Here is a 23,710-nt window from a genome sequence, read left to right as displayed (position 1 = left end):
TTTATATTATTCTCCGATGACAAGCGTTGAATCTGTAATACGATAGTGGAATGCTTTAGACTTACTCAGGTAGTACATGATATCTTCCAGGGAGTTATTATGGAAAGAACCTGTAAGACGATATTGTTTAGGTGCATTGGCTTCAAACTCCACATGTTTATTGAAATTGCGTTCTAAGCTGGCGCCGATTTCCTCCAGGGTAGCATTTCTGAAAATGAGGCGACCTTCCGTCCAGGCCTTATCTTCCGCGCCGATGGTATTGCCTTTGATCAGCGTACCGCTGCTGGCAGTAAAGCTCACTTTCACATCCGGGGTAATCAGGATGGTATCATTAATTTTCTTTGCCTCTTCATACCGCGGAATAAAGGCCACCTTACCGGTTACCACCGCGGTTTGCACGGGTTCATTCTCGTAGGCGCGGATATTAAAGGAGGTACCCAGTACTTTGATCGTTCCTTTTTTCAGGTGAACAATAAAGGGACGTTTAGCATTGGTGGCTACATCAAAAAAGGCTTCTCCTTCCAGGAAAATTTCGCGGCTGTCGCCTTTGAATTTTTCCGGATAGGTGAGCATACTTTCTGCATTGAGCCATATTTTACTGCCGTCTGCCAGTTCTATAAATGACCGGGTAGCCTTGCCATTACTACGTTTCACCCATTGCTCCTTCCCTGCTGCCGGAGGTTTACTGCCTTTATTGAAAAAGTAGAACGCACCGCCCAGCATAAATACTGCCGCAGCTGCTGCCGCCCATTTCCAGGGATGTATCTTTTTAATTTTTGTTGTGGGAGATGGGATCGCCGTTTGCTGGGATTTTATTTTTGCCAGCGTGCGTTGCAGGGCCTGTTCGGTATTTTCGGCCGCATGATGTAATGGATCTTCAAAGTAATGATGCAGGTGGGTATATCGCTCTTTCAATACCGGGTGCTGGTCCAGCATGGTCTCCAGTTCCGACAATTCTGCCGGAGTGGCGGATCCGGCTAGTTTACGGGTCACCAGTAAGACGAAATATTCTTCGTTTATCATAAAATGGAGTCGTGTTCAGAGATAAGGACAGGTAACGGGAGGAGAATTACTTACAAGCGGGGAAAATATTTTTTCTACCTGGCTGATGAGGTGGTTGGCGTAGTGGTAGCGGGAAAGTAATGGCTTAGCAAAAGCCGGGGAAAGACAATGCCAGTAACATAATCAATGGCGGCAACACATTTTTGCCCTTGCCAATGGCGCCCAGTTCTTCATTCAGGCGGCGCATGGCCCGGAAAAGTTGTGTTTCAACTGTTCTGGGAGAGATACTCAGGATTTCAGCAACTTCTTTATATTTAAAGCCGTCTTCTTTGATCAACTGGAAGATGCGGCGGCATTGAGCTGGCAGAGAGGATACTACCTTATCCATTTTAAAGCGCATCTCTTTCCATTCCAGGTCACGTTCCAGGTCCACGCTGTTTCGCAAATCAGCGGTATCTGAACCGGAAAGGGGTACAATACGCAAATGGGAGTACTGCTCAAGATAATTAAGCGAATGATTTTTAACCGCCACAAAAAGATATACCTCCAGGTTTACGATGGGTTCCAGTTCCGTACGACGGTTCCAGAGCTTCACGAAAACATCCGATACAATTTCTTCTGCAGCTTCTTTTACATGTACATACCTGATACAAAAATGCAGGAGCCGGTCATATAAATGGYGAAACAAGCGGGAGAAAGCCTGCTCATCATCATAACGCGCTATTTGCATCTGCCATTCACGAATCTCATCCATGCTCATGTGTAGCTAAAACGTTTTTGCTAAATAGACAAAAAAAAACGAAAACTTTTCCTGATTGATCTGGTTGCTTGTTAAAAGGGAATAGTCTGGTTGGCCCCCTTGCCGTAGCAATAATAAAAAAAAGGATTAACAAAAACAACAAACCTTCTTTCTAGTATAAATTTATTTATAGATCTACCAAAATCACCTTATTTATTTTATACATATAGTTGTACCACCTTTGCGGGGTGAATATTTCAAATCAATTAAAAATGGAAACAACATTAACAGCGGCTACCACCCAAAGTCGCATGCCTGCTGCATTATGGGCATTAACGATCAGCGCTTTCGGCATTGGTACCACAGAGTTTGTGATTGTTGGATTATTGCCTGTCATTGCAAAAGACCTGGCAGTGAGCATCCCGGCGGCAGGACTGCTGGTCAGCTTTTATGCCATCGGAGTGGCTATTGGCGCCCCCATACTCACGGCCTTAACCGCTAAAGTGCCACGTAAACAACTACTGATTTCCCTCATGATATTATTTATTGCGGGTAACGCGCTGGCAGCTTTTTCAAAAGGCTACTACCTGCTCATAGCCGCCCGCATGCTGACCGGCTTTGCCCATGGCGTATTCTTTTCTGTGGGGGCTACCATCGCAGCAGCTATTGTATCTCCCGACAAAAGGGCCAGTGCCATTGCCCTTATGTTTGCGGGCCTCACCATCGCCATGGTGACCGGGGTACCCTTAGGAACCTTTATCGGGCAACAACTGGGCTGGAGAGCCACCTTTACCGGGGTGGCCATATTAGGCGCTATCGGTCTGCTGGCCAATCTGCTCCTGCTGCCGGGAAATATTCCCCAGGAAGCCCCCGGTAGCCGGAAAGCCCAACTCCTGGTGCTGTCCAACAAACCTTTATTACTGGCATTACTCACCACCGTCCTTAGCTACGCCGGCGTATTCCTGGTATTTACTTACCTGTCGCCCTTACTGACGGATCTTACCGGCATCGCGGAAAGCAAAGTGAGTATGATCCTTTTAATATATGGTGTAGCGGTGGCGATTGGTAATATTGCCGGGGGCAGCCTGGCCAACAAAAATCCGCTTCGCTCCCTCCGCTATATATTAATAGCCGAGATGGTGGCGATGCTGATCTTCACCTTTACGGTACATAACAGTATCACGGCTATTATCAATCTCTTTATTATAGGAGGATTATCATTTGCTACGGTACCGGCTTCCCAATTATATGTGGTACAAACCGCAGAGAAGACCGCCCCGGCCACGGTGAATGTGGCCTCTGCATTGAATATTGCGGCATTCAATGCCGGAGCAGCTATTGGGGCTTATGTGGGTGGAAACATTGTGGCGTCATCACTTGGGCTGGGAGCTACCCCCTGGATAGCAGCAATTTTTGTACTGCTGGCAGCAGGAACCACCATGATTACTTTCAGGAAATAATTATTTGCTATTGGCAAAATGCAGCAGGGATCACCTTCGCTGCATTCCGCCAAAAGCTAACAGCTAATGGCTAACAGCTGTTATTCCCATCCTTCCCTAATGGCCTTCACTATCAACTCAGCGGATGATTTAATGCCTGTTTTCTTGAGCATATTTTTACGATGCTGATCTACTGTTTGCCGGCTGATATTTAAATGCTGAGCGATTTCCCGGCTGGGCATCCCTCCCAGCATCAGTCTCAGTACCTCCTTCTCTCTCTTCGTCAGCACTTCCCGTGCGGGTACAAAAGCCTTCTTTACTTCCACGTTCAGAAAAGAAGGTTCGCCTTCCAGTCCTATAAAAGATAGTACCGGACGCCCGGCCATTTTAAGATGCGAAATATCTGTATGTACTACGAGGGTGCGAAGCAGGCCTCCTGCCCCATCATGCTGAATGGGCGTGGTTTGCTGGAGAACGCGCAGGTATTCGCCATTGGCTTTCTGTACCCTCAGGTCATAGCGCACCTTATACTTCAGGACCTTCTCCGGTGGCAGTTCTGCAAAAAATGCCACGGCGGTATTTTCAAAATCAAGGAACCATCCCATATCCTCCGGATGAATATAACTCACCATAGACGACACCGTGCATTCATTGACGTTATATCCCAACAAATCATATACACCCGCATGTACATAATCAAACTCCCCTTTCACGACATTAAAAATAAAATAGCAAAAATCGCCTACCTGGAAAAAGCTCAGTACTTTTTTATGAATTTCCAGCTCCAGTGTAAGGTCGGGCGGGTCCTTACTCTCCGCCATGATATTCCAGATCTTTCTGGCTTCTTCATACAAACGAATTTTCAGCATACCAGGATATTGCAGAATAAATAAGCCGTAACAGGAAAACAAAATGTCCTGGCAACGGGAAAACAAAGGCTAACGATCAGCTCAATAAATTAAAAGATACAAAAACTATTGTAATGCTGACACAAATTAATGCCACCAGGAAAGTGTAGTCCGCCACTTGTTCGAGGCGTTCGCTGCTGTTATCATTTTTACTTTTTAAAGATAAAAATGAGAGCAGACAACTGGCCATCAGGAGCAGTGCGGCAATACCGGTGAAATCGTCGATAATGGTGGCGTTATTGAATCTGGCCACTTTTATTGAGGTAAGAACAATCAAACAAAAACCCAAAAGGTTGGTGGAGGTATTCAGAATGTGCGGCGACTTGCTATGATTTGCCATATTTTTTTTGTTATTCCTGCTTAACAAATGCTTTGTAACACGAATTGAAGAAATTTAGTCAAGACATTCGTCGGTAGAAATTATCTTATGAAAAAAATAACAATCTTAGCCCTGTTAAGTTGCCCTGTATTCATAAAGGCACAGCCCGCAAAGTTTGTTCTGAATGGCAAGGTGACCAAGCAAAGCGGCCCGGTTAAAGTATATCTTAACCAACTGATCAACGAAAAGCTCGTCATTGATTCCGCAGATGTACGGGATGGCGTATTCCGCTTTGAAGGCACCGTGGATGGGCCGATACGGGCCATGCTCATATTCGATCATAAGGGATCTACGATGGACTTTATGCAACTACCCGCCGATGCCGATGTCCGGATATTTTACCTGGAAAAAGGCGATACAAAAATACAAACCCAGGAAAACGTCAGCAAAGCACACGTTACCTCCACCACCAACCAGCTCGAAATCGATTATAATAACTCCCTGAAAACAGTCGAAAAAGCCATTAGCCTGATCACGAAATCATACACAAAAGCATCTGCAGCCGAAAAAGCCAATAAGGAATTTCAACAAAAAATGAATCAGCGCTATGCAGTGGCCTACGAAGCCAAAAAGCTCATGCAGCAAAAATATATCGCTGAAAACCCCGGTTCCTATTTCAGTTTGCTGGCCCTGGAAGATGTGGCTGGCATACAAATAGATCCGGATCAGATTGAACCCCTCTTTCAGAAATTAACACCTGAAATACGCAATACGCCTGAAGGAAAAGCATTCCAGGAGGAACTCACCCGCATCCGTAACCTTACCGTAGGCAACGATGCCCCCGACTTTGAAGTACAGGACATGGACGGCAAAATGGTGCGCCTGTCTGATTTTAAAGGTAAAACAGTGCTGCTCGACTTCTGGGCTTCCTGGTGTGAGCCCTGCCGCAGAGAACACCAGTATGTCCGGGATGCCTATAGAAAATTCAAGGATAAAAACTTTACCGTGATCAGCATTGCACTGGATCCCCCGGCGGATAGGTCTTATGTGATACAGGCCATACAGGAAGACAGCCTCGTTTGGACCAACCTCGCCGATCCTGCCAGAGATAAAAACCAGGCGGCAAAAGCCTATAGTATCAAACTCATTCCACAAAATTACCTGATCGATTCTACCGGGATGATTTTCAACCGGGACCTCCACGGAGAATCTCTATCACAACAGCTGAGTAGTCTTTTACTCCATGAGAATGAGTAAAAAGCCCTACATTTGTCCTTGTCAATTATAAATGTAATTTATTGTAACTATATAAAACATGGACAAACAGCCCCTTTTCTGGGCCGCTAATCTGAAATTATTACGGACACGAAAGAAGATCTCACAACAACACCTATCTGATTTACTGGGACTGAACCGGAACAAGATCACTGCGCAGGAAAGCGGCAAAACACGCAATCCACGCATGGAAGACCTGGTCCTGATCTCCACCTTTTTCAGGATTGACATAGACCTCCTCATCAAAACGGACCTGTCTCAAATCCCGGAAGCACAACTGGAAGAACTGGAAGCCGGTAAAAAAGTGGACCTCACGGGCAGGCATATACGTATTCTCCCCATTACGGTAGATAACAGTAACGAGGAAAATATGGAATACGTACCCGCAAGGGCCAAAGCAGGGTACCGCAGCGGTTTCAGCGATCCCGGCTTCATTGCCGCCCTGCCGAAATTTACCCTGCCGGAATTACCCAGAGGTAAAACCATCCGAATGTTCCCTATCAGCGGCGACTCCATGGAGCCTATTCCTGATGGCAGCCATATCATTGCACAGTACCTGCAGGACTGGTCTCACTTAAAAAATAATACAGCCTGTATCCTCATACTGAAAGGTGGAGAAGAAGAAATTATTTTCAAAGTAGTCGGTAACCATATTAAACAGAATGGTACCTTAACACTGCATTCGTTGAATAGTAATTACGACACCGCGATTATAAATATCGAAGAAGTGCTGGAAATATGGACTTTCATCGGGTATCTCAGCAAAGAATTACCGGAAGCGAAAGCTGTCTAAAAATAATGGATGTGATAGGGGCTCCCTGTCACATCCACTTTTCTTTGTATCAAAGATCCTTCAAACTTCCCTCAGGCAAATAACGCAAATCCTCCAGCTCCGACAACGCCTTGATGTTCTTGAATACTCCATTGGTGACCAGGATAATACGATCACTACTGGCAATAATATTCCGGTAGTCATGATCCGTAATAATGAACCCCTTGCCAGCCCTGCCAGCCTGGATCAATGCCACAATCTTTTCCTTGAAGAGTGGGTCCAGCGCATTGAAAGGCTCATCCAGCAAAATGAACTTAGCCGGAGAATGCACCAGCAATAATATTTCCAGGTATCTTAATTCCCCTCCCGATAAGGCACTTACTCTTTTATGGAGATGGGGTACTATATTTTCATTCGTCTTTACCAGTTCCTGCTCCACCTGGCTATCTAAAAACAGGGCTATCACTYGCCGCACGGTAACATTKCCCGGCAGGAAATCATGCTGCGGTAAGTAAGCGATCAGCCCTTTTTCTTTATAGGGCGCATCATACTTTTTACCATTGATGCTTACAAATTTATGGTGGCAGGAAACCGTGCCGAAAATGATTTTCAGAAAAGTAGATTTACCACCACCATTTCTCCCTAAAATGCCAATCACTTCTCCGGTGTTACAGCTCACAAAACAATCCGTCAGCAATTCCCAGTGGCCAACATACTTGAAAATACTGTCGGCTACCAATTGATTTATACTCATGAGATACTGTTTTTAATCAGTAAGCAAACAGTGATGCCGGCTACATTGATACCGTATGCTAACCCTATCAGTTTCATTTTTGAAAAGCCCTTATTATAATAGAAGTAATAGCAGTGTTCATATTTTAGTCCGTAAAAAAATAATGCTAACCCAAAACCACCCGTAAGAAGAGAAATAGCAAAAATCAACAGAAAGCCGTCCAGCCTATCGCCGCCAATCATACCGAAACAACCTAAGAGTAGAGAAAATGGAATATTGAAGCTATTCAGGGATTTATAATAGTGTAATAAAATTTTCATGTCGGATTTTTGCCTACTAAATATAACTCTGTAATAATGAAAAGGAGAAGTACGTTGCCGCACCTCTCCTTTTTTTAACATAATATTCTGAATGGTTGTGGATGGAAATACCAGGTCATTCCCTTAATTGTTGTCTTACTTATAATTCTCCCTGAATGCCTGCAATCCCTGCTCCATCCTTGCTTTCAGGCGCTCGCCTTCCGGGCCGTCACCTGGTTTGGCAATATGAAAAAGTGATAGTGAATTGTTCTCTTTCAATTCCCGGCTGCCTTTATCGCTTTCAGCTATCGTTACCACGCTGCCGTCAAATTCCAGTCCTATATAATAGTCGTAGAATACGGATTTAATGGCGCTTACCGGCGCAGTTAAGCGGTACAGTGTAAAACTATTTTCCACCGGGTAGCGAAAGGTAACTGATAAGATCCCGTCTTCGCTGATGCGGAAAGAGGATTCGATTTTGGCACCGGATTCCGTCAGATAAGATAACTGCGGCGGATAAATGGTGGCGGCTTCATTCAGTAATTTGGTGAATTGAATCGCAGCTTTCGCCCGGCTGCCGGGGTTGATCGCTTGTTGCTGTGCAAAAGTGCTGATAAACGAAAAAGTAAACAGCACTAAAAAAAGTGAGTAGCGTTTTTTCATAGGTATAATTTCCGGGTAAAGGTTTTCTTACGCCATAAATATAATATATTTAATTATATATTAATATTTTCCTACAGGCAGAGGATCGTTTCCCCGGGACACGGATTAGCCCAGAACCAGCCCAAAAAACAACCCCGATAATTCAATTATCTTTCAGATATTTAGGCCGCCATACCGCACCCAGACAGCCGGCCACCCTCCTCCTCTCTCTATCCCACTTTTAACATTGTTTACAATCTTTTAAATTTCATTAACAAGTTAGATTTCTCCTGCATACTAACTTCATTGCCTTATTCAGCACCTGTGATTTATTTAGAAAATCGATTTAGCATCTGATAAAATATATCAAACCAAAATTTATTATACCAACGAAAAGAGTAGATAGGCATTATTAATTCAAATACAATACGTCAACCAATTTCATTTTAACAACTGGCATCAGCATTCCAGTATCATTTCATAAGCTTCAAATTAAATTACATGACTGTTAATTTTACAAAATACAGCCATAGCTGTGCTGTTATGTTATTAACGTTCTGCCTCACCGTCCTTTCCCTACCCGGTTTCGCTCAGGTAAATCCTGCCACAACGAAAATCACGGTAGCCGGATTTGTACGGGACGGATCTGACGGAAATCCCCTACCGGGCGTATCTATCAGCATTTCAGATTCCAAATCGGGTGCTATCACCAATGTCGACGGCAGCTACACCCTTAAAGTGAATCCCGGCAGCATGCTTACCTTTACCATTGTAGGCTACCTGCCCCGTTCCATCACCGTAAAGGAAAGCAATGCCCACCTGAATGTTTCCTTACCTATAGACAAAAAAGTATTGAAAGATGTGGTAATCATCGGCTACCAGGAAACCTCCCGTAAAACGGTGACGGCAGCGGTGACCTCCATCAATCCAAAAACATTACTGGATGTTCCTGCTCCTACTTTTGATGCATTGCTGCAGGGCCGTGCACCAGGGCTGGACGTACAGAACTACTCCGGTGAACCGGGTGTAAGAAGTAATGTGGTGATGCGTGGTAACACGGCGGTGAGTCGCACGATCAACAGTAACCCGGCCGACCCTGTTGGTAAAACAAGTCTCGCCCGCGCATTGAGCGGACCGCTCTACGTGATTGACGGCGTACCTCAAACTACAGAAGATATTGCAGCTATCAACTACGGTACCGGTACCAATACAGACGTAATGGCCGGTATTGCCATCAACGATATACAAAGTATAGATATCCTGAAAGATGCCTCCGCTGCTGCGATCTACGGATCAAGAGGCGCCGGTGGTGTGATCATCATCAAAACAAAAAGAGGTCTTTCCGGAAAACCTAAAGTAGATTTCGCTACCTATCACGGCTTCACCGAAAAACCACAACTGGAAAAAGTATTGATTGGCGCAGAAGAGCGCAGGGCGAAAATGGACCTGATCAATCACTACGGTAGCTGGGGTAACCTGAAAGATCTGCCACAGATATTAACCGACAGTCTCAATCCGGCCTTTAACAACGCCAACGATTACCAGGGCGGCATATACCGCACCGGCAGGGTTGACAACTACGATGTATCTGTTTCCGGCGGTAATGACCTGGTGAACTACCGCTACGGACTTAACTATTTTAATGAACAGGGCATTGTGCGCAAATCAGGCTTAAAGCGCTACAGCTTCAGTAGCAGCACTGGTCTGAACCTGTCAGAAAATCTGAAGATCTCTACCCAGATCCGCTATTCAAAACTCGACAGACCACGATCTATCAATGATCTCTCCGGCGGCTTTGGCGCATTTAACGGAGGATATTATGCTTCCAGTCCACTGCCAACGTCACTCATGTATATGACGGATGCTTCGAAGGATTTCATTTTTGGTACGAGCAGTAGCGCTACTGATCAGAATACCAATGATAACCTTTCTATCAGCCCGGTGATCGACTGGCGGATTTCAAAGAAATTCAGTTTTAATACTGTCATCTCATTTACACAAACCAACAGCCGGATGGATGCCTATACGCCGGGTATTGCGAGAAGAGATGGTACCGGTTTAGCCACCAGCTTTACTGATAAATCCAATAACTATTTAATGAGCAATACCATCCAGTATACCACTACACTGGGTGCCAATCATTCCATCAATCTGCTCGCCGGACAAAACACAGAGTTCTGGGAATACCGCTCCACCTATGCTTATGCCATTGGTATTCCCAATGACCAGATCCATACAGTGACCGTATTGAATAAGAACCTGGCCGACACCAGATCCGATCTGCTGCAGAGTGGTATTCAATCCCTTTTCCTGAGAGCCAACTACAGCTATAAAGAACGCTACCTGTTGTCTGGTGTAATTACTGCGGATGCATCTTCCCGTTTTGGTAAGAACAATCGCTGGGGCTACTTCCCCTCCATATCCGGCGGCTGGATCATCAGTGATGAACCGGCACTGAAATCTGCCGGCAACTGGCTCACATTGCTGAAATTACGCGCCAGTTATGGTGTAACCGGAAGACAACCGGATGGTGGCGACAACTACCTGTCTTATAACACCTACAACATCGGCGCCGGCGGATTTCCGGGCAGCAGCAACCCTGCTACCGGCAACAACTATGCTTTTGGATATAACGGCATACCCGCTGTAGCACTGAATTTTGATAAAGGACTGACCAATAATAACCTGAGTTGGGAGAAGAATACACAAACCAACCTTGGTATAGATGCGAGCTTATTGAACGGCAGGTTCAATGTGGTAGCAGATGCTTATATTAAAAATACCAACGGCGGTATCTTTAACCTGAATGTACCTGTAACTACCGGCTATTCTATCCTGACAGCAAATGCGATTGGTATCCGCAACACCGGGATAGAACTGCAGCTCATCGCCAACGTATTAAAACCGTCTTCCAAATTCCAATGGCAGGCATTATTAAACCTGGCCCATAACGATAATATTATTACTTCCCTGCCTAATGGCGGACGCGATATTTATCTCGATAAATTCCTGTTACGTCAGGGACAACCACTCAATTCTTACAACGTATTTAATAAAACAGGCATCTACAAAACAGATGCGGATGTGCCTATCAATAAAGTAACCGGACAGCCACTCAGCTTTTATGGTGGTGCATTCAGAGGTGGAGATCCGATCTGGCAGGACACCAACGGTGATGGTATTTTAGATGATAAAGACTATATACCTGCCGGAAATCCAAACCCTAAAGTAACCGGTGGTTTTGGTAATACCTTCAGCTACAAAGGCTTTACGCTCTATGTATTCTGCACATTCACCGCAGGCAGAAAAATCTTTAATGACTATCTCGCTGGTAAACTGTCGCAGCTGGTGCCTACAGATGATGGCGATCCCAATCCATATCACTCTATTTCCACCCATGCTTTACCTGACCTGAGCGGTATCAACTACTGGAACAACCCGGGTGATAATGCGCAGTATCCAAGTCTGAGTTCCGTATATGGTACCCGTTATAAATATGCCATGGTAAGTTCTGCCTGGATAGAAAGCGGTGCTTATTTCCGCGTAAAAAATGTGTCGCTCTCCTACTCCTTTAACCAGGGCGTATTAGACAAGCTCCATTTCAAACGTTTGAGGATCTATGCACTGGCCGACAATCTTTATCTCTTTAAACAATCTAAAAACATTCCTGATCCGGAACAGGTAGATGCTTTCGGAATATATAGCGGCAGTGGTTATCCCATTCCTAAAAAATTCACACTGGGACTGGATCTTAGCCTTTAAACCATCAAAAACGACATCATGAAAAAACAACGCTTATATATCGCATATGCTGCTGCTGTTATTTCAGCAACGGCCCTGGTATCTTCCTGTTCAAAAATACTGGATCTGGAGCCGCATAACTCCACATTCACCAGTGCCTACTTCACCAGTGAGTCCGATGCCAAAACCGCGCTCTCCGGCGCGTATTCTATCCTGAGAAATATCCTGATCAGGGATAACTCCTGGCATAAATACGGCGACATCGTATCGGGGGAACTGAGTATTGATGGTAGTAAAGACAACGGTAATTTCAACATTTCCAATGGTGAGTTCATCGGTTTAAATGTGGGTGGCAACAACTGGAACTGGCAACAGTACTATCAGCTGCTGCAGCAGATAAACCTGATCATTAATAAAGCACCAGGTATTCCGGATGCCAAATTCGCCTCTATTGATACCAAGCGTCACGTGATCGGAGAAGCTTATTTCCTGCGTGCCTTTACTTATTTCTATATGAGCCGGATCTGGGGAGATGTGCCATTGAAGCTGCAACCCGATCTGGATGTATCTACCGCCAAAAACATAGCCAGAAGCCCGGCAGACAGCGTATGGAAACAGTGTCTGGCTGACCTGGAAACAGCGAAGCAAAATCTTGACTTCGGCTATGATGCCGATGGAGGCGAAAGAGCTGTCAGGGCAAATAAAGGAAGTGCTTTTGCTTTGCAGGCACATATCCTGGCCTGGAAGCATGATTATGCCGGTTGTGCAGAAGCTGCCAATACAGTGATCACACAAGGCGGATATGTACTTCAGGATGCGGTTAATTATATGAAAGTATTTATTGGCAAAACAAACGAAGGCATTTTTGAAATCAACATCAGTGATGCCCAGTCAGAAGGACTTTCCCTGCAAAACAACCCGGGTTTTGGCGTAACCATGAGAATGCCCTTCATTGATGGTAAAGATCCGATAGAATGGCCGGTAAGTACCAACTTCGTAAACAGACTCTATAAAGATACTGCGAACGATATCCGGTTTAAGAGTTTCTTTTATGAATCACAAAGCGATAAAGGACAGATCATCAAATTTTCCAACATTGCCTATGCAGATGGAGCAGCGAAAAAAGACGGACGCCTGAGCAACAACCTTATCATCTTCCGGCTGGCCGATATCATGCTGTTAAGAGCCGAAGCGCTTCATGCCCTGGGTAAAGACGGAGACGCTATTGTTTTACTTAACAAAGTACGTAGCAGAGCCGGCATCAGCGATTACCAGGCTACTGACGATCTGGGTACTACCATACTGGAAGAACGCTTAAGAGAACTTTACTACGAAGGACATGCGTATTACGACCTCGTACGTACCAAAAAAATCTCCGATTATAACGAGCACTTTACCAGCGCACAATTCATGAATGGCGCTCCCACAGGTGGCTGGTTATGGCCGGTGGATCCTGCCATGTTCAAAGACGACTATACCCTGGTGCAAACGCCTTACTGGAGAGGTAAACTTTAATCAACTAAAATCAGCTGTATGAAAAATAAATTATGTCTTGGTATCATCGCCTTTGTGAGCATCATCCTGTTTTCTTGTAAAAAGGATTACACCATCGGCGGCAGCGTGCATGATCCGCATGTAAACATGACAACCTACGACTATCTGAAAACAAACCACCTCTTTGATACGATCGTGTTGCTGATTGACAAAACAGGTCTTAAGGATGAAGTAAATGCCAGCGGTACTTTTTTTGCCATCACCAACTACGCGCTGGACAACTACATCGACAAGAAACGTGATGTAGCCAGGCTGACAGATCCCAACGTGAAATTTGACTATGATTCAATAGATTTTAAAGCGATAAAAGACTCTCTCCGTGCCTACATGTTCAAGGATCAAATCACCCTGGACAAGGCCACTAAAGTGGGAAAGTTTTACACGGCCAATGACGGTGAAAAGCGCCTGATACAAGGGATTCCTTCCAGTGATTATACCAACAACGGTGTATTTACACAGTACCCTGTATACCTGTACCTGACCAAAGTAATCGCTAAGCCAGGCAGACCGGTACCTCCGGATGAATCAGGGCTGCCTAACCTTACGTCTGACCAGTTTTTACAAACACGTTGTCAGACAACAGGCATTATTACCACTACCGGCATATTGCACGTAGTCAATAACGGGCACGTCTTCACCTATTACGCGGATCTGTTTAACTAAGCTTTTACCCTTACGCAATTATCATGAAAAGACATATAAAAACCTTCAGTGCTATACTGCTTGCTGCTACTGCGATATACAGTTGCTCAAAAGTGGAAAACGGTTATCTCAGTGACCAGATACGTTATGTAGACAATCCCATCAGGATAAAACGCGGACAGGTGCAAAAAACCTCTCCTGTCAGCAATGATGGATCCAGTGCCCCTGTAACGTATAAGCTGCTGGATATCCGTGATGTCATCAAACATCAGCACTCCGACAGTATGTACGCCAAGTATGAACGCTATGAGTGGACCGCACAGTTTGATCCTACAAAGGATACCACGGTAGCATTGCTGAACAAAAAAAGACAAAAAGTAAATACGCCCTGTTGGGAGTTTAATGAGTTCACCGGCTCCTTTACTTTTTTCGGGACTTCCGTGAAAGTACCGCTTGGCACCTATGAATTTGATATCCAGGCATCCAATCAGAACGGCTCTAAAATTTTCAAAAACATTGCCACCATTACCATGCAGGATGAACCACCCTATAATGTTGGTGACGGCGGTGCTGCCTGGTTCCGGGATGGTACCACCACCAGTGGCGACCTTGGCGCACCCATTGTCACAATTAAAAAAATATCTGATGAAGGCACCAATATCATCCTGAAGATAGCGGATCAGAATGGCAGGTATTTTAATCCATCTAAAGGCGAAATTATCAGAAGAGGCGACCGCAGTGATTTCCAGACATACGCTCAATTCCACCCGCTGGAACTGACAGATACGTCAATGACCTGCAACTTTGAAACAACGCCTTTTCCTTTATTACAGAGTGCTTACGGATACCTGATCTATTATCGTATCCCCAGCAACTTTGTTAAAGTGGATGCCGGCTATGCACCTACCAGTGATCCCATATATAACGTGAATCCAAGGTTCCAGTTCCAGATTTTCCAGGAAGGAACTTATGAGGTGACTGTAAAAGTAAAACATGTGACCAGAAAATAAACGAGCATGCAAGCAACAAAAAGCCTTCCCGGTTAAATGGGAAGGCTTTTGTATTTAAACTACCTGAGACTCAGACCACTACCTCATCCTGCCTTCTTCGAGCCAGTATTGAATTACTCTGCGAAATACCATAGATTTGCCGCGTAATTTTGTAACCATTATTGTTATCATGTAGTGATGTTAACATTACCGCATTGCTTTGTTTAATCCATGGTTCTAATGTTTATACCTATAATAAATTAATACTTATGAAATCTATCTGCCTCCTGATGGCGATGCTGTATTGCAGCAGCATTTTTGCACAAACAAATTATTTCCCGCCCTCAGGTAATGCCGGAATAGGCACAGGAGCGAGTCCAGCTGCCCCCTTGCACATTAAAAATGGAGTGCAAGAGCTGATGTTTGGAACAGGTACTTCCAGTTCCGGTTATATTTTAAGTATGGGCGCAAATGACGATGCCGCAAACTTCAGCCTGAATTCGAAAGTAAGAGGTTTTGCCTTTAAAAATTTAAACTGGAACGGGATTGAGCGGAAACTATTAACAATAAGTACCGAAGGACATCTGGAAATAGCCGGCGTCTTCAAATCTACCGCTACGGTTGCTTTTTTCGGACCGGGAACTGCGGCCGACAGTAGTAACATTACTCTTAAGAGGGGGATATTCCTGGATAATGGCGCCAGTACTGCGTGGGACATGTTTACTTTACAGAATGCATCCGGTGTGCAATTTAAAGTGGCGGGTAACGGCAATGTAGGCATAGGAGCCAATCCCAATAGTTATAAGCTGGCTGTAAACGGGATTATTGCCGGGCGCCGTGTGAAAGTAACACAGGAAACCTGGGCCGATTTTGTATTTCACAGCAACTATCAACTCCCTGCATTATCTGAAGTGGAAAATTATATCCGCGAAAACCAGCATTTACCGGGCATTCCAACAGAAAAACAAGTGAAAGAAGAAGGCGTAGACCTGGGCKAAATGAATAAATTATTGTTGCAGAAAATTGAAGAGCAAATGTTATACATTATTCAATTGAATAAAAAAGTACAGGAGCTATCCGCAAAAATAAAAGATTAAGCAGGACGTTGTTCAGTAAAACAAAACGTTTCTACTAACCCCCACGGCCCCTTTTCATAACGCCACAACTGCAGTCCTGTAGCTTGTATGTCAAATGGCTGGAAATCCGCCAGCAGCTTTTCATACACTCCCTGCGCCTTCCAGGCAGTTACCTTGTTCATAATGGTAATATGTGGTTGTAATGATTGCTGATCACGCCAGATCAGCCAGTGTGCCCATTCCTGTTGTAACGACTGGTGCAGCACCTGCAACGGTTCAGATGTAAGCGTATAGGCGATACCGTGAAGGTAACGTTGCAATCCATTCACCTGTAAAGTAAAGGCGGCTCGTGCCTGAATTTTGGCAAGGGCAGCAACAACGCCTGGCTCATCTGCCGGCAGGCGATGAAATAAGGTAAGATGGGCATCTACCACATTTGCATAAGCCGGATAATACAAACGGCGCAACCGGTTAAAAAGACCGGTGGCAGCAGGATCCAGTTGTAAAGTAAGAATCATATACACAAAAATAAGAAAGGCCGCACAAATGCGGCCTGTTCTTACGTCTTCATCAATGTTACCGGCTCACTAAACCGGAAAACGATTTTACTGAACGCCCCAGCTTTTGTTAGGCTTAGGTCCCATGAACAATTCCAGGGTCCCCCCGTCTACCATTTGTTGATGGGTGAAAGTAGGTTTGTTTAAAGGCTTGCCGTTAAACTTCGCCTGCTGTATATATTTGTTGACCACCGAGCTGTTGTGTGCAACAATGGTAAATTGCTTTTTATTGGGTAAGGCAATGCTTACGTTCTCAAATACAGGACTACCAATGGTATACTCCGGAATACCCGGTGTAAGCGGATAAAAACCCATAGAAGAAAATACCACGAAAGCAGACATCCCACCACCATCTTCATCACCGGGAATACCGAAGATGTTATCCTTGAACCAGGTGTCCAGCAGGAAGCGGATGCGCTCCTGCGTTTTCCATGGCGAACCGGTATAGTTGTACAGATAAGGGATATGGAAGCTGGGCTCATTTCCCATAGAGTACTGACCCACCAGGCCAGTGGCATCAGGGAATTTGCTCCAGAAAGCATAACGCGACATATCCAATGGTTCGCGGAACAACTGATCCAGCCTGTTTTCAAATGCCTGTTTACCACCCATGAGTCCAATCAAACCGGGAATATCCTGTTGTACTTGCCAGAGATAAGTCCAGCCATTGTTTTCATCGTAGTAATCACGACCGCCCATGCCGCCATCATATTTTACATTGATATCGATCCAGTCGCCCTTCTCATCTTTCGGCAAAAAGAATTGCTTATCGGCGTTCCACAGGTTTTTATAATTTTTTGCCCTTGGTGCAAAAAGACGCTGATCATCTTTCTTATTCAGATCTCCTGCCAGTTCAGCAAGTGCCCAGTCATCGTAGGCGCCGCCCAGCGTTACTGCTACGGCCTGCCGTTTTTCAAATGGATGCACTTCTGCTACGGTTTCCTTCTCCCCTATATGTAAAGCGGGGAAATAACCTTTGGTATGATAGATATCATCCAGTACAGTTTTAGGACCATTACGCCATGGCAACATGGTAGCGTCAGTGGCATTTTTACGCATGCCTTCGTAGGCTTTTTCAATATCAAATTTCTTCAGCCCTTTTCTCCAGGCATCCAACACTACCACAGAAGAATGAAAACCATTCATACAGGCATGATCTCCAAACAACACCGGGAAAGTAGGCAGCCAGCCGCTTTGCTCATACATGTGTACGAACGACTCGAGCATATCTTCTTCCTTCGCAGGATTGAGGATCATTCTCAACGGATGCAGCGCCAGGTAGGTATCCCAGGTCCAGTCATCTACATAAAAAGGACGGTTGTCTTTATGGACCTGTTTATCATAGCCACTGTAATACTGTCCGTCTTCGGTAATATCCACGGCTCTTTCATACGAGCGATATAAAGCCGTGTAGAAAGAACGTTGCTGTGCCAGGGTACCTCCTTTTACTTTGATCTGCGACATTACATCAGACCAGGCTTTTTTACCGTTGGCGGCTACGGCATCAAACTGCTGGCGACTGATTTCGTCTTCATAGCTTTTCTTTGCCTGTGCCGGGCTGATATAACTGATGGCATATTTAAAAGTGACTTCTTTTGTAGTGGCCGGAAAACTGATATAGGCTTTAACGCCTTTACCAGCAATACTTTTATTGTTACTCAATTGCCCCTGTTCTACTACACCGGGTATGCCGGCTTCACTGAAAACGCCATACATATATACCTTCACGTAACCGTTATAAGTTTCCATACCGGTCATTACATTGCCTGGCAGGAAGTTATACGAGGCATCGCCGTCGTTGTATACATCAAATAATAAAGATTTATTTTTTCCCTGTGGGAAACGAAAACGGTAGTAGCCCGTTTTTTTACCGGCGGTAAATTCTACGTTTACTTCTTCATTCAGTAACCAGGTAGAATAATACCAGGGCTGATTGATTTCCAGGTTATGATCATATGCCAGTCTTTTCTCCCATCCGGCTGTTGCGGGGACTTCTACAGAAGGTTTCACCGAAAACACCTGTCCTAATCTGTGCGATACAATGGTCAATGGAAAATCGGAGATCTGGTCATCCATGTAGTCCTTGCGTTGCGGCGTAAACCGGATCAGCTGATTGGGTAACTGCACCGTAGGACGGGTAGGTTCCAGCAATTGTCCAACGTTGCCAATGGTAGGGTCAATCAGGTCAACAGGCTGCTTATGGCCGGGAATTGTGTCCGGAACAGCCGCAGCAGCGCTGCCGGACAAGCATACAAAGGGTGTCAGCAACAAAAGGCTGCACAGCGTCCACGTTGTTTTTTTCATTCACTAAAGTTTATGCACAGTAAGAAATTCTCATAGCCTGTGCAGCGAATTAACAAAATAGTTTAATCATGCACAAGGCATGATTAAACTATTTATAGGCCAAATCAAAAATTGCTTAGTAAGATGGGTTCTGCGTCCATCCCGGGCTCAGGCTCAGATCACGGAAAATGATCGGAGCAAGATACTTAGGTGCAGGGTTACTGGCTGAGTTGGTGTTGATCGCATTCTGTTCTGCTGTTTTGCTACGCTGTGCCAATACTTTTGGCAGCAATTGCAAACGGCAGATATCAAACCATCTCTGACCAAACTCACCGGCAAATTCATAGGCACGTTCGTATACTACTGAATCACGGAAGGCAGTAGCAGATAATCCCGGTGTGAGGTTGGGCAAACCTGCACGGTGCCTTACCAGGTTGATGGCATCGTAAGCCGGACCGGAAGGTGTACCGCTGGCCATGGTAGAAGCTTCTGCATAAATCAGCAGTGGCTCTGCATAGCGGATGATATCCGTTGTTTTATTGGTACTTGGCTGAATCGTCTGGATGGTAGTAGCGGTTTCTTTTACACCATCATTCAGCCCGTGACGGAACTTATTATAGTAAGGATGCCTGGCGTTGGTACGTGCATCGTCCCAATTAACCAGGGTGTATGTTACCTGATCGGGATTGCGCAGTTTGATGGTGGTGTAAAATGTCTGATCGGTACGTTTACACTTAGGTGCGTTCAGATAGAAATTCACCTCAGGATAGAAGTCGTCCCATCCACTGGAACCATCCAATCCCAATTCTTCCAGAGGTACGCTGGTAGAACCGAATGAACGGTTAGGCGCATTACCACCTACATTAAACTCAATACCGAAAATACTTTCGGAGTTATTGTTGGTAGTAAATACCTGCAGATAATCTCCTACGAGTGAATACTTATTGGACTTGATCACTGCATCGGCTTCCGTAGCAGCCAACGCATAGTTGGAAGTCTGGTTCAGCGGCCATCCTGCCATAGTCAGGTATACATTGGCGAGCAAAGCTCTGGCAGCGAGACTGCCCGGACGGCTGATATCTGCGGCAGCTGTCCACTTGTCGGGCAACATACCAATCGCCTGTTTCAGGTCATTTACGATGAACGCATATACTTTACCCACATCTTCTCTGGGTGGCACAATCGCAATTTCTGCTTTCTTATCTACAATAGGCACCGCACCAAATGTTCTAACCAGCATAAAGTAGCCCAATGCGCGCATGAAGTATGCCTGTCCGGCGGAGTAGTTGCGGGCATTGATGCTGTTCTGATCTGTGGTGGGTACTTTCTCATAATTGGCCAGCACGTTGTTCGCCTGGTAAATGGCGTTCCATGGGCCATCCCATTGTGCCTTCAGTCCCTCATTGGTACTAAGTCCTTCCAGCTTATCAAAATCGCGGAAGTCCTGTTTGTTTAATCCTTTATCCGTGGTGAGGTCATCTGCACCAAAGTAGGAAGTCATTTTATTGGTGAAAGCCCAGGCGCCATCCACACTTAATTTCTGAAAAATAGAAGCAACGGCTGCATCCAGATCTTTCTGGGTGGCAAAATAATTATCAGGTGTTAAGTTACCTTTTGGATCTTCCGTCAGCTTTACGCAGGAGGCAGTTCCCAATACTGCCGCCAGTGCTAAAGGCATGAAATATTTAAAGTTCATAATCGTAGTTTTTTGAAAAATGGAATCCTTCACTGTCAATATCAATTATAATCCAAGTCTTAAACCGATAGTGTAGGTTTTAGGATTCGGAATAGTTCCTGTTTCCAGCCCCTGGGTGATACCATTGGTAGCATTGGTTACCTCCGGATCGTAGCCAGGATAGTTGGTGATAGTGAACAGGTTCTGTGCACTCACATAAATATCGAAGCTGCGAACTTTAATCCTGCTCAGTAAGCTTTCAGGGAAAGCATATGTCAGGGAGATATTTTTCAGTTTAATATAACTGGCATCATATACCCAACGGCTGCTGGTCAGGTAGCTCTTACTGGTGTAAGTAGGTACTTCTGTTTCTTTCTCCGGTGTCCACATATTCAGTACTTCAGTAGAAGTAGCATGACGGGCATCACCTAAACCACCCAGTGTATAAGGTGTGGTGAAAGAGTAGATCTGGTTGCCCTGGGTACCCTGGAACATAATGTTCATACTCCAGTTACCGTAAGACAGGTCATTGATGAAACCAAAACCATATTTGGGAGAACCATGACCGATTACCTGCAGATCTGGTGTGCCATCGCCATTCAGGTCTTCGTATCTGGCATCACCCGGTTTTGCACTGTATTTAGCTGCTTCGGCTGCATCTTTGGTTTTCCAGGTACCCAGGAATTTGTAACCATAGAAAGAACCCAGTGGTTCACCTACTTTCAGGATAGCGGCGCCGGTTTGCGCAGATCCGATATTGTTAACGATGATATTATCCACTCCACCCAGGTCTATCACCTTGTTGCGGTTGAAGGAAATATTAAAGTTGGAAGTCCATTTAAATTTATTACCAACTACCGGTGTACCACCGATGCTGAACTCCAGCCCTTTGTTTTCCAGGCTACCAATGTTTTTCTGGTAGTTTCCACCACCATAGTAACCTGCGTTGATTACATTATACAACAGGTCAGTTACTTTACGCTGATACGCATCTGCGGTAAAGGTTAAGCGGCCATGAAAAAATTCCATATCCACACCTGCATCATAAGTGGTGTTACGCTCCCATTTCAGGGTTTGGGATACTGGTGTTCCCAGTGGAGTAGAAACGCTCGGTGTAGATCCATCGAAGTAGTAAGCTGGTCCGCCACTGCTCACCTGTGCAATGGTAGCATAAGCAGGAACGGATTGGTTACCGGTTTGTCCATAGCTGGCACGTACTTTCAAACCTGAAAGTACACCCGCATTCCGCATGAAATTTTCTTTGTCAACTACCCAGCCTAATGCTACGGATGGGAAAGTAGAATATTTCTCGGTCAGGTGAGAAGATCCGTCTGTACGAACAGCAGCCGTTAGCAGGTACTTATCTTTATAAGCGTAGTTGATCCTTCCCATGTAAGAAATCAATGCATCTGCCCAGTAACCGCTGGTAGTGAGCTGTGTAGCGCCCAAGCCGAGGTTGTAATAACCGTTGTTATAGGTGGACAGGTTTTTAGATTGCGCCTTTACATTGGTATTGGTTTTAGATGCTTGCTCAAACAAGGCGGTAGCTGTGATGGAGTGATCACCAAACTTATTGCTGTAAGTCAGGAAGTTACTATTCTGCCAGCTTCTGTAACGGTTGGTTTCAGCCTGCGCATAGTCACCACCCACTTTACCTTCGTTGGTGTGCGGGGGGAATAAGGATTGAGTTAACTGTGACTGTAACTCATAACTGTTATTGGAAGTAAAGGTCAGGTGATCCAGGATGCGATAGGTAAATACGCCTGTAGCTGTTATGTTGGTAGTGCTGCCATCTACAGACCTGTTTCTCGCATTCGCTACCGGGTTATACTGGTTGGATGCAAACGCTGAACCAGGAACATATTTACCGGAAGCATCTCTTACAGGAGAGGTAKGATCMCACTGGAAGCTCTGTGCAAATGGATCCGTGATATCACCAGAGAAATCAGTATTATGTGTTTGAGGCAATACAGCGGTAATATTTACTTTGAAGCTCATCCTGTCGTTCAGGTTTGCATCAATGTTTGCCCTCAGGGTATTTCTCTTATACCACTGGTTAATTAATAAGCCGGGTTGATCGAGATGGTTGTAAGAGAAGAAATATTTTACATTCTCTGAACCACCGGAAACACTTACCTGGTAATTCTGGATCAGGGGAGACTGGATCAGTTCATCCTGCCAGTCGGTACCCGGATTTGTTTTAAATCCATCCAGCTGTGTTTGTGTAAATGGTTTGGTAGCKGAAGGATCTTTTGCAATGGTGTAAATGTTCACCTGGTTGGCGAAATCATACGCATTCATTAAGCTCAACTTCTTAGGAATCTCAGCTTTGCTCAGCCAGGTGCTGAAATCAACGCGTGGCTTACCGGTTTTACCGGTTTTGGTAGTGATCAGCACCACACCATTGGAACCTCTCGAACCATAAATCGCTGTAGCAGATGCATCTTTCAGAATTTCCATAGATTCGATATCTGCCGGACTGATAGACTCAATGCTTCCACCGATATAGCCATCTATTACATACAATGGATCATTACTGCCACTCGCAGAGCTGGCACCACGGATTCTTACGCTCATCCCTTTACCAGGCTGACCGCTGTTACTCTGAACAGTGACGCCGGAAGTGGTCCCCTGTAAAGCCTGTTCTACTCTTACCAAAGGACGTTTGGCAATATCTACCGCTCTTACGGTGCTGGTAGCACCTGTTACATCTCTTTTCTTTTGTGTACCATAACCTACTACGACCACATCATTCAGTGACCGTGAATCTGCTTTCAAGTGAACGGTGATATTGTCACCAGTGATGGCTACTTCTTCCGTGATGTAACCGATGTAAGAAATTACCAGTATCGGAGACGCGGCATCGCCGGTTGCGATCTGGAAGTCGCCCGTACCATTGGCTGGACTTGAGATGTTGGTACCTTTTACTCTGACAGTTGCTCCGGGTAGTGGTTGGCCGGCTTCATCCAGCACTTTACCCTTTGTCAACTGCTTTTGTGCATAGGCCTGCAGCAGGCCCGATGCGAGGAGCATCAGCAATAGTAATCTTTTCATAACGCGAACGA

General features: G+C 45.2%; 19 protein-coding genes. 8 read left to right on the top strand and 11 right to left on the bottom strand.

The window, feature by feature from the left end:
* Window positions 1–6: 6 nt before the first annotated feature.
* Entirely contained in the window at window positions 7–1,023 is a 1,017-nt protein-coding gene (locus AC1DCV_RS24885; protein ID WP_477025702.1) for a FecR family protein, read from the bottom strand.
* A 124-nt stretch (window positions 1,024–1,147) separates the two neighbouring features.
* Complete coding sequence (locus tag AC1DCV_RS24880) at window positions 1,148–1,762, bottom strand: RNA polymerase sigma-70 factor (RefSeq protein WP_477025701.1); 615 nt, start codon at window positions 1,760–1,762, stop codon at window positions 1,148–1,150.
* 251 nt (window positions 1,763–2,013) lie between these two features.
* Between AC1DCV_RS24880 and AC1DCV_RS24875 the strand changes: the two genes are divergently transcribed.
* Window positions 2,014–3,201, top strand: coding sequence for an MFS transporter (locus AC1DCV_RS24875; RefSeq protein ID WP_477025700.1), 1,188 nt, complete (start codon window positions 2,014–2,016; stop codon window positions 3,199–3,201).
* Between the two features lie 80 nt (window positions 3,202–3,281).
* On the opposite strand, the gene AC1DCV_RS24870 is transcribed toward AC1DCV_RS24875, so the two are convergent.
* Together AC1DCV_RS24870 and AC1DCV_RS24865 are read right to left on the bottom strand one after the other, a co-directional pair.
* Entirely contained in the window at window positions 3,282–4,049 is a 768-nt protein-coding gene (locus tag AC1DCV_RS24870) for a helix-turn-helix transcriptional regulator (RefSeq protein ID WP_477025699.1), read from the bottom strand.
* A gap of 76 nt (window positions 4,050–4,125) precedes the next feature.
* Complete coding sequence (locus AC1DCV_RS24865; protein ID WP_477025698.1) at window positions 4,126–4,428, bottom strand: hypothetical protein; 303 nt, start codon at window positions 4,426–4,428, stop codon at window positions 4,126–4,128.
* Between the two features lie 87 nt (window positions 4,429–4,515).
* Here AC1DCV_RS24865 and AC1DCV_RS24860 point away from each other — a divergent pair, with 87 nt between their 5' ends.
* Together AC1DCV_RS24860 and AC1DCV_RS24855 are read left to right on the top strand one after the other, a co-directional pair.
* Complete coding sequence (locus tag AC1DCV_RS24860) at window positions 4,516–5,664, top strand: redoxin domain-containing protein (protein WP_477025697.1); 1,149 nt, start codon at window positions 4,516–4,518, stop codon at window positions 5,662–5,664.
* Between the two features lie 58 nt (window positions 5,665–5,722).
* A complete protein-coding gene (locus tag AC1DCV_RS24855) occupies window positions 5,723–6,475 on the top strand; it encodes an XRE family transcriptional regulator (RefSeq protein WP_477025696.1) in 753 nt (250 codons plus the stop codon).
* Window positions 6,476–6,524: 49 nt separating this feature from the next.
* Here the strand turns inward: AC1DCV_RS24855 and AC1DCV_RS24850 are convergent, their stop codons facing one another.
* The 3 genes from AC1DCV_RS24850 to AC1DCV_RS24840 all read right to left on the bottom strand — a co-directional run bounded on the left by AC1DCV_RS24850 (window position 6,525) and on the right by AC1DCV_RS24840 (window position 8,149).
* Window positions 6,525–7,208: an ATP-binding cassette domain-containing protein gene (locus AC1DCV_RS24850; RefSeq protein WP_477025695.1), complete on the bottom strand. Its 684-nt coding sequence runs from the start codon at window positions 7,206–7,208 to the stop codon at window positions 6,525–6,527.
* Window positions 7,205–7,507, bottom strand: coding sequence for a hypothetical protein (locus AC1DCV_RS24845; RefSeq protein ID WP_477025694.1), 303 nt, complete (start codon window positions 7,505–7,507; stop codon window positions 7,205–7,207). Before AC1DCV_RS24845 ends, AC1DCV_RS24850 begins: the two co-directional genes overlap by 4 nt.
* 135 nt (window positions 7,508–7,642) lie before the next feature.
* A complete protein-coding gene (locus tag AC1DCV_RS24840) occupies window positions 7,643–8,149 on the bottom strand; it encodes a hypothetical protein (protein WP_477025693.1) in 507 nt (168 codons plus the stop codon).
* 480 nt (window positions 8,150–8,629) lie between these two features.
* On the opposite strand from AC1DCV_RS24840, the gene AC1DCV_RS24835 reads away from it, so the two are divergent.
* The 5 genes from AC1DCV_RS24835 to AC1DCV_RS24815 all read left to right on the top strand — a co-directional run bounded on the left by AC1DCV_RS24835 (window position 8,630) and on the right by AC1DCV_RS24815 (window position 16,151).
* Window positions 8,630–11,890, top strand: a complete 3,261-nt coding sequence (locus AC1DCV_RS24835) for a SusC/RagA family TonB-linked outer membrane protein (protein WP_477025692.1) — start codon at window positions 8,630–8,632, stop codon at window positions 11,888–11,890.
* Window positions 11,891–11,908: 18 nt separating this feature from the next.
* A complete protein-coding gene (locus tag AC1DCV_RS24830; RefSeq protein WP_477025691.1) occupies window positions 11,909–13,384 on the top strand; it encodes a RagB/SusD family nutrient uptake outer membrane protein in 1,476 nt (491 codons plus the stop codon).
* Between the two features lie 18 nt (window positions 13,385–13,402).
* Window positions 13,403–14,086: a hypothetical protein gene (locus AC1DCV_RS24825; protein ID WP_477025690.1), complete on the top strand. Its 684-nt coding sequence runs from the start codon at window positions 13,403–13,405 to the stop codon at window positions 14,084–14,086.
* 23 nt (window positions 14,087–14,109) lie between these two features.
* Complete coding sequence (locus tag AC1DCV_RS24820) at window positions 14,110–15,075, top strand: DUF5007 domain-containing protein (RefSeq protein WP_477025689.1); 966 nt, start codon at window positions 14,110–14,112, stop codon at window positions 15,073–15,075.
* A gap of 248 nt (window positions 15,076–15,323) precedes the next feature.
* Entirely contained in the window at window positions 15,324–16,151 is an 828-nt protein-coding gene (locus AC1DCV_RS24815; protein ID WP_477025688.1) for a hypothetical protein, read from the top strand.
* Here the strand turns inward: AC1DCV_RS24815 and AC1DCV_RS24810 are convergent.
* From AC1DCV_RS24810 to AC1DCV_RS24795, 4 genes are all read right to left on the bottom strand, one after another.
* On the bottom strand, window positions 16,148–16,648 hold the full coding sequence (locus AC1DCV_RS24810) for a 2'-5' RNA ligase family protein (RefSeq protein ID WP_477025687.1): 501 nt from the start codon (window positions 16,646–16,648) through the stop codon (window positions 16,148–16,150). The genes AC1DCV_RS24815 and AC1DCV_RS24810 overlap by 4 nt on opposite strands.
* An 87-nt stretch (window positions 16,649–16,735) precedes the next feature.
* The gene (locus tag AC1DCV_RS24805; protein ID WP_477025686.1) at window positions 16,736–18,991 is read right to left on the bottom strand and encodes a GH92 family glycosyl hydrolase; all 2,256 of its coding nucleotides are present in this window, start codon (window positions 18,989–18,991) and stop codon (window positions 16,736–16,738) included.
* Window positions 18,992–19,106: 115 nt separating this feature from the next.
* Window positions 19,107–20,666: a RagB/SusD family nutrient uptake outer membrane protein gene (locus tag AC1DCV_RS24800; protein ID WP_477025685.1), complete on the bottom strand. Its 1,560-nt coding sequence runs from the start codon at window positions 20,664–20,666 to the stop codon at window positions 19,107–19,109.
* A gap of 45 nt (window positions 20,667–20,711) precedes the next feature.
* A complete protein-coding gene (locus AC1DCV_RS24795) occupies window positions 20,712–23,699 on the bottom strand; it encodes a SusC/RagA family TonB-linked outer membrane protein (RefSeq protein ID WP_477025684.1) in 2,988 nt (995 codons plus the stop codon).
* Window positions 23,700–23,710 lie beyond the last annotated feature (11 nt).

Source organism: Chitinophaga sp. 10T418, assembly GCF_056394125.1.
The sequence above is the reverse complement of the archived record's forward strand: the minus strand, read 5'-3'. Positions and strand labels throughout refer to the sequence as shown.

What these genes read in the sequence shown, in the direction of transcription:
- AC1DCV_RS24885 (WP_477025702.1), bottom strand. Translation starts at nt 1,023, where the DNA reads ATGATAAACGAAGAATATTTCGTCTTACTGGTGACCCGTAAACTAGCC.
- AC1DCV_RS24875 (WP_477025700.1), top strand. Translation starts at nt 2,014, where the DNA reads ATGGAAACAACATTAACAGCGGCTACCACCCAAAGTCGCATGCCTGCT.
- AC1DCV_RS24870 (WP_477025699.1), bottom strand. Translation starts at nt 4,049, where the DNA reads ATGCTGAAAATTCGTTTGTATGAAGAAGCCAGAAAGATCTGGAATATC.
- AC1DCV_RS24865 (WP_477025698.1), bottom strand. Translation starts at nt 4,428, where the DNA reads ATGGCAAATCATAGCAAGTCGCCGCACATTCTGAATACCTCCACCAAC.
- AC1DCV_RS24860 (WP_477025697.1), top strand. Translation starts at nt 4,516, where the DNA reads ATGAAAAAAATAACAATCTTAGCCCTGTTAAGTTGCCCTGTATTCATA.
- AC1DCV_RS24855 (WP_477025696.1), top strand. Translation starts at nt 5,723, where the DNA reads ATGGACAAACAGCCCCTTTTCTGGGCCGCTAATCTGAAATTATTACGG.
- AC1DCV_RS24845 (WP_477025694.1), bottom strand. Translation starts at nt 7,507, where the DNA reads ATGAAAATTTTATTACACTATTATAAATCCCTGAATAGCTTCAATATT.
- AC1DCV_RS24840 (WP_477025693.1), bottom strand. Translation starts at nt 8,149, where the DNA reads ATGAAAAAACGCTACTCACTTTTTTTAGTGCTGTTTACTTTTTCGTTT.
- AC1DCV_RS24835 (WP_477025692.1), top strand. Translation starts at nt 8,630, where the DNA reads ATGACTGTTAATTTTACAAAATACAGCCATAGCTGTGCTGTTATGTTA.
- AC1DCV_RS24830 (WP_477025691.1), top strand. Translation starts at nt 11,909, where the DNA reads ATGAAAAAACAACGCTTATATATCGCATATGCTGCTGCTGTTATTTCA.
- AC1DCV_RS24825 (WP_477025690.1), top strand. Translation starts at nt 13,403, where the DNA reads ATGAAAAATAAATTATGTCTTGGTATCATCGCCTTTGTGAGCATCATC.
- AC1DCV_RS24820 (WP_477025689.1), top strand. Translation starts at nt 14,110, where the DNA reads ATGAAAAGACATATAAAAACCTTCAGTGCTATACTGCTTGCTGCTACT.
- AC1DCV_RS24810 (WP_477025687.1), bottom strand. Translation starts at nt 16,648, where the DNA reads ATGATTCTTACTTTACAACTGGATCCTGCTGCCACCGGTCTTTTTAAC.
- AC1DCV_RS24805 (WP_477025686.1), bottom strand. Translation starts at nt 18,991, where the DNA reads ATGAAAAAAACAACGTGGACGCTGTGCAGCCTTTTGTTGCTGACACCC.
- AC1DCV_RS24800 (WP_477025685.1), bottom strand. Translation starts at nt 20,666, where the DNA reads ATGAACTTTAAATATTTCATGCCTTTAGCACTGGCGGCAGTATTGGGA.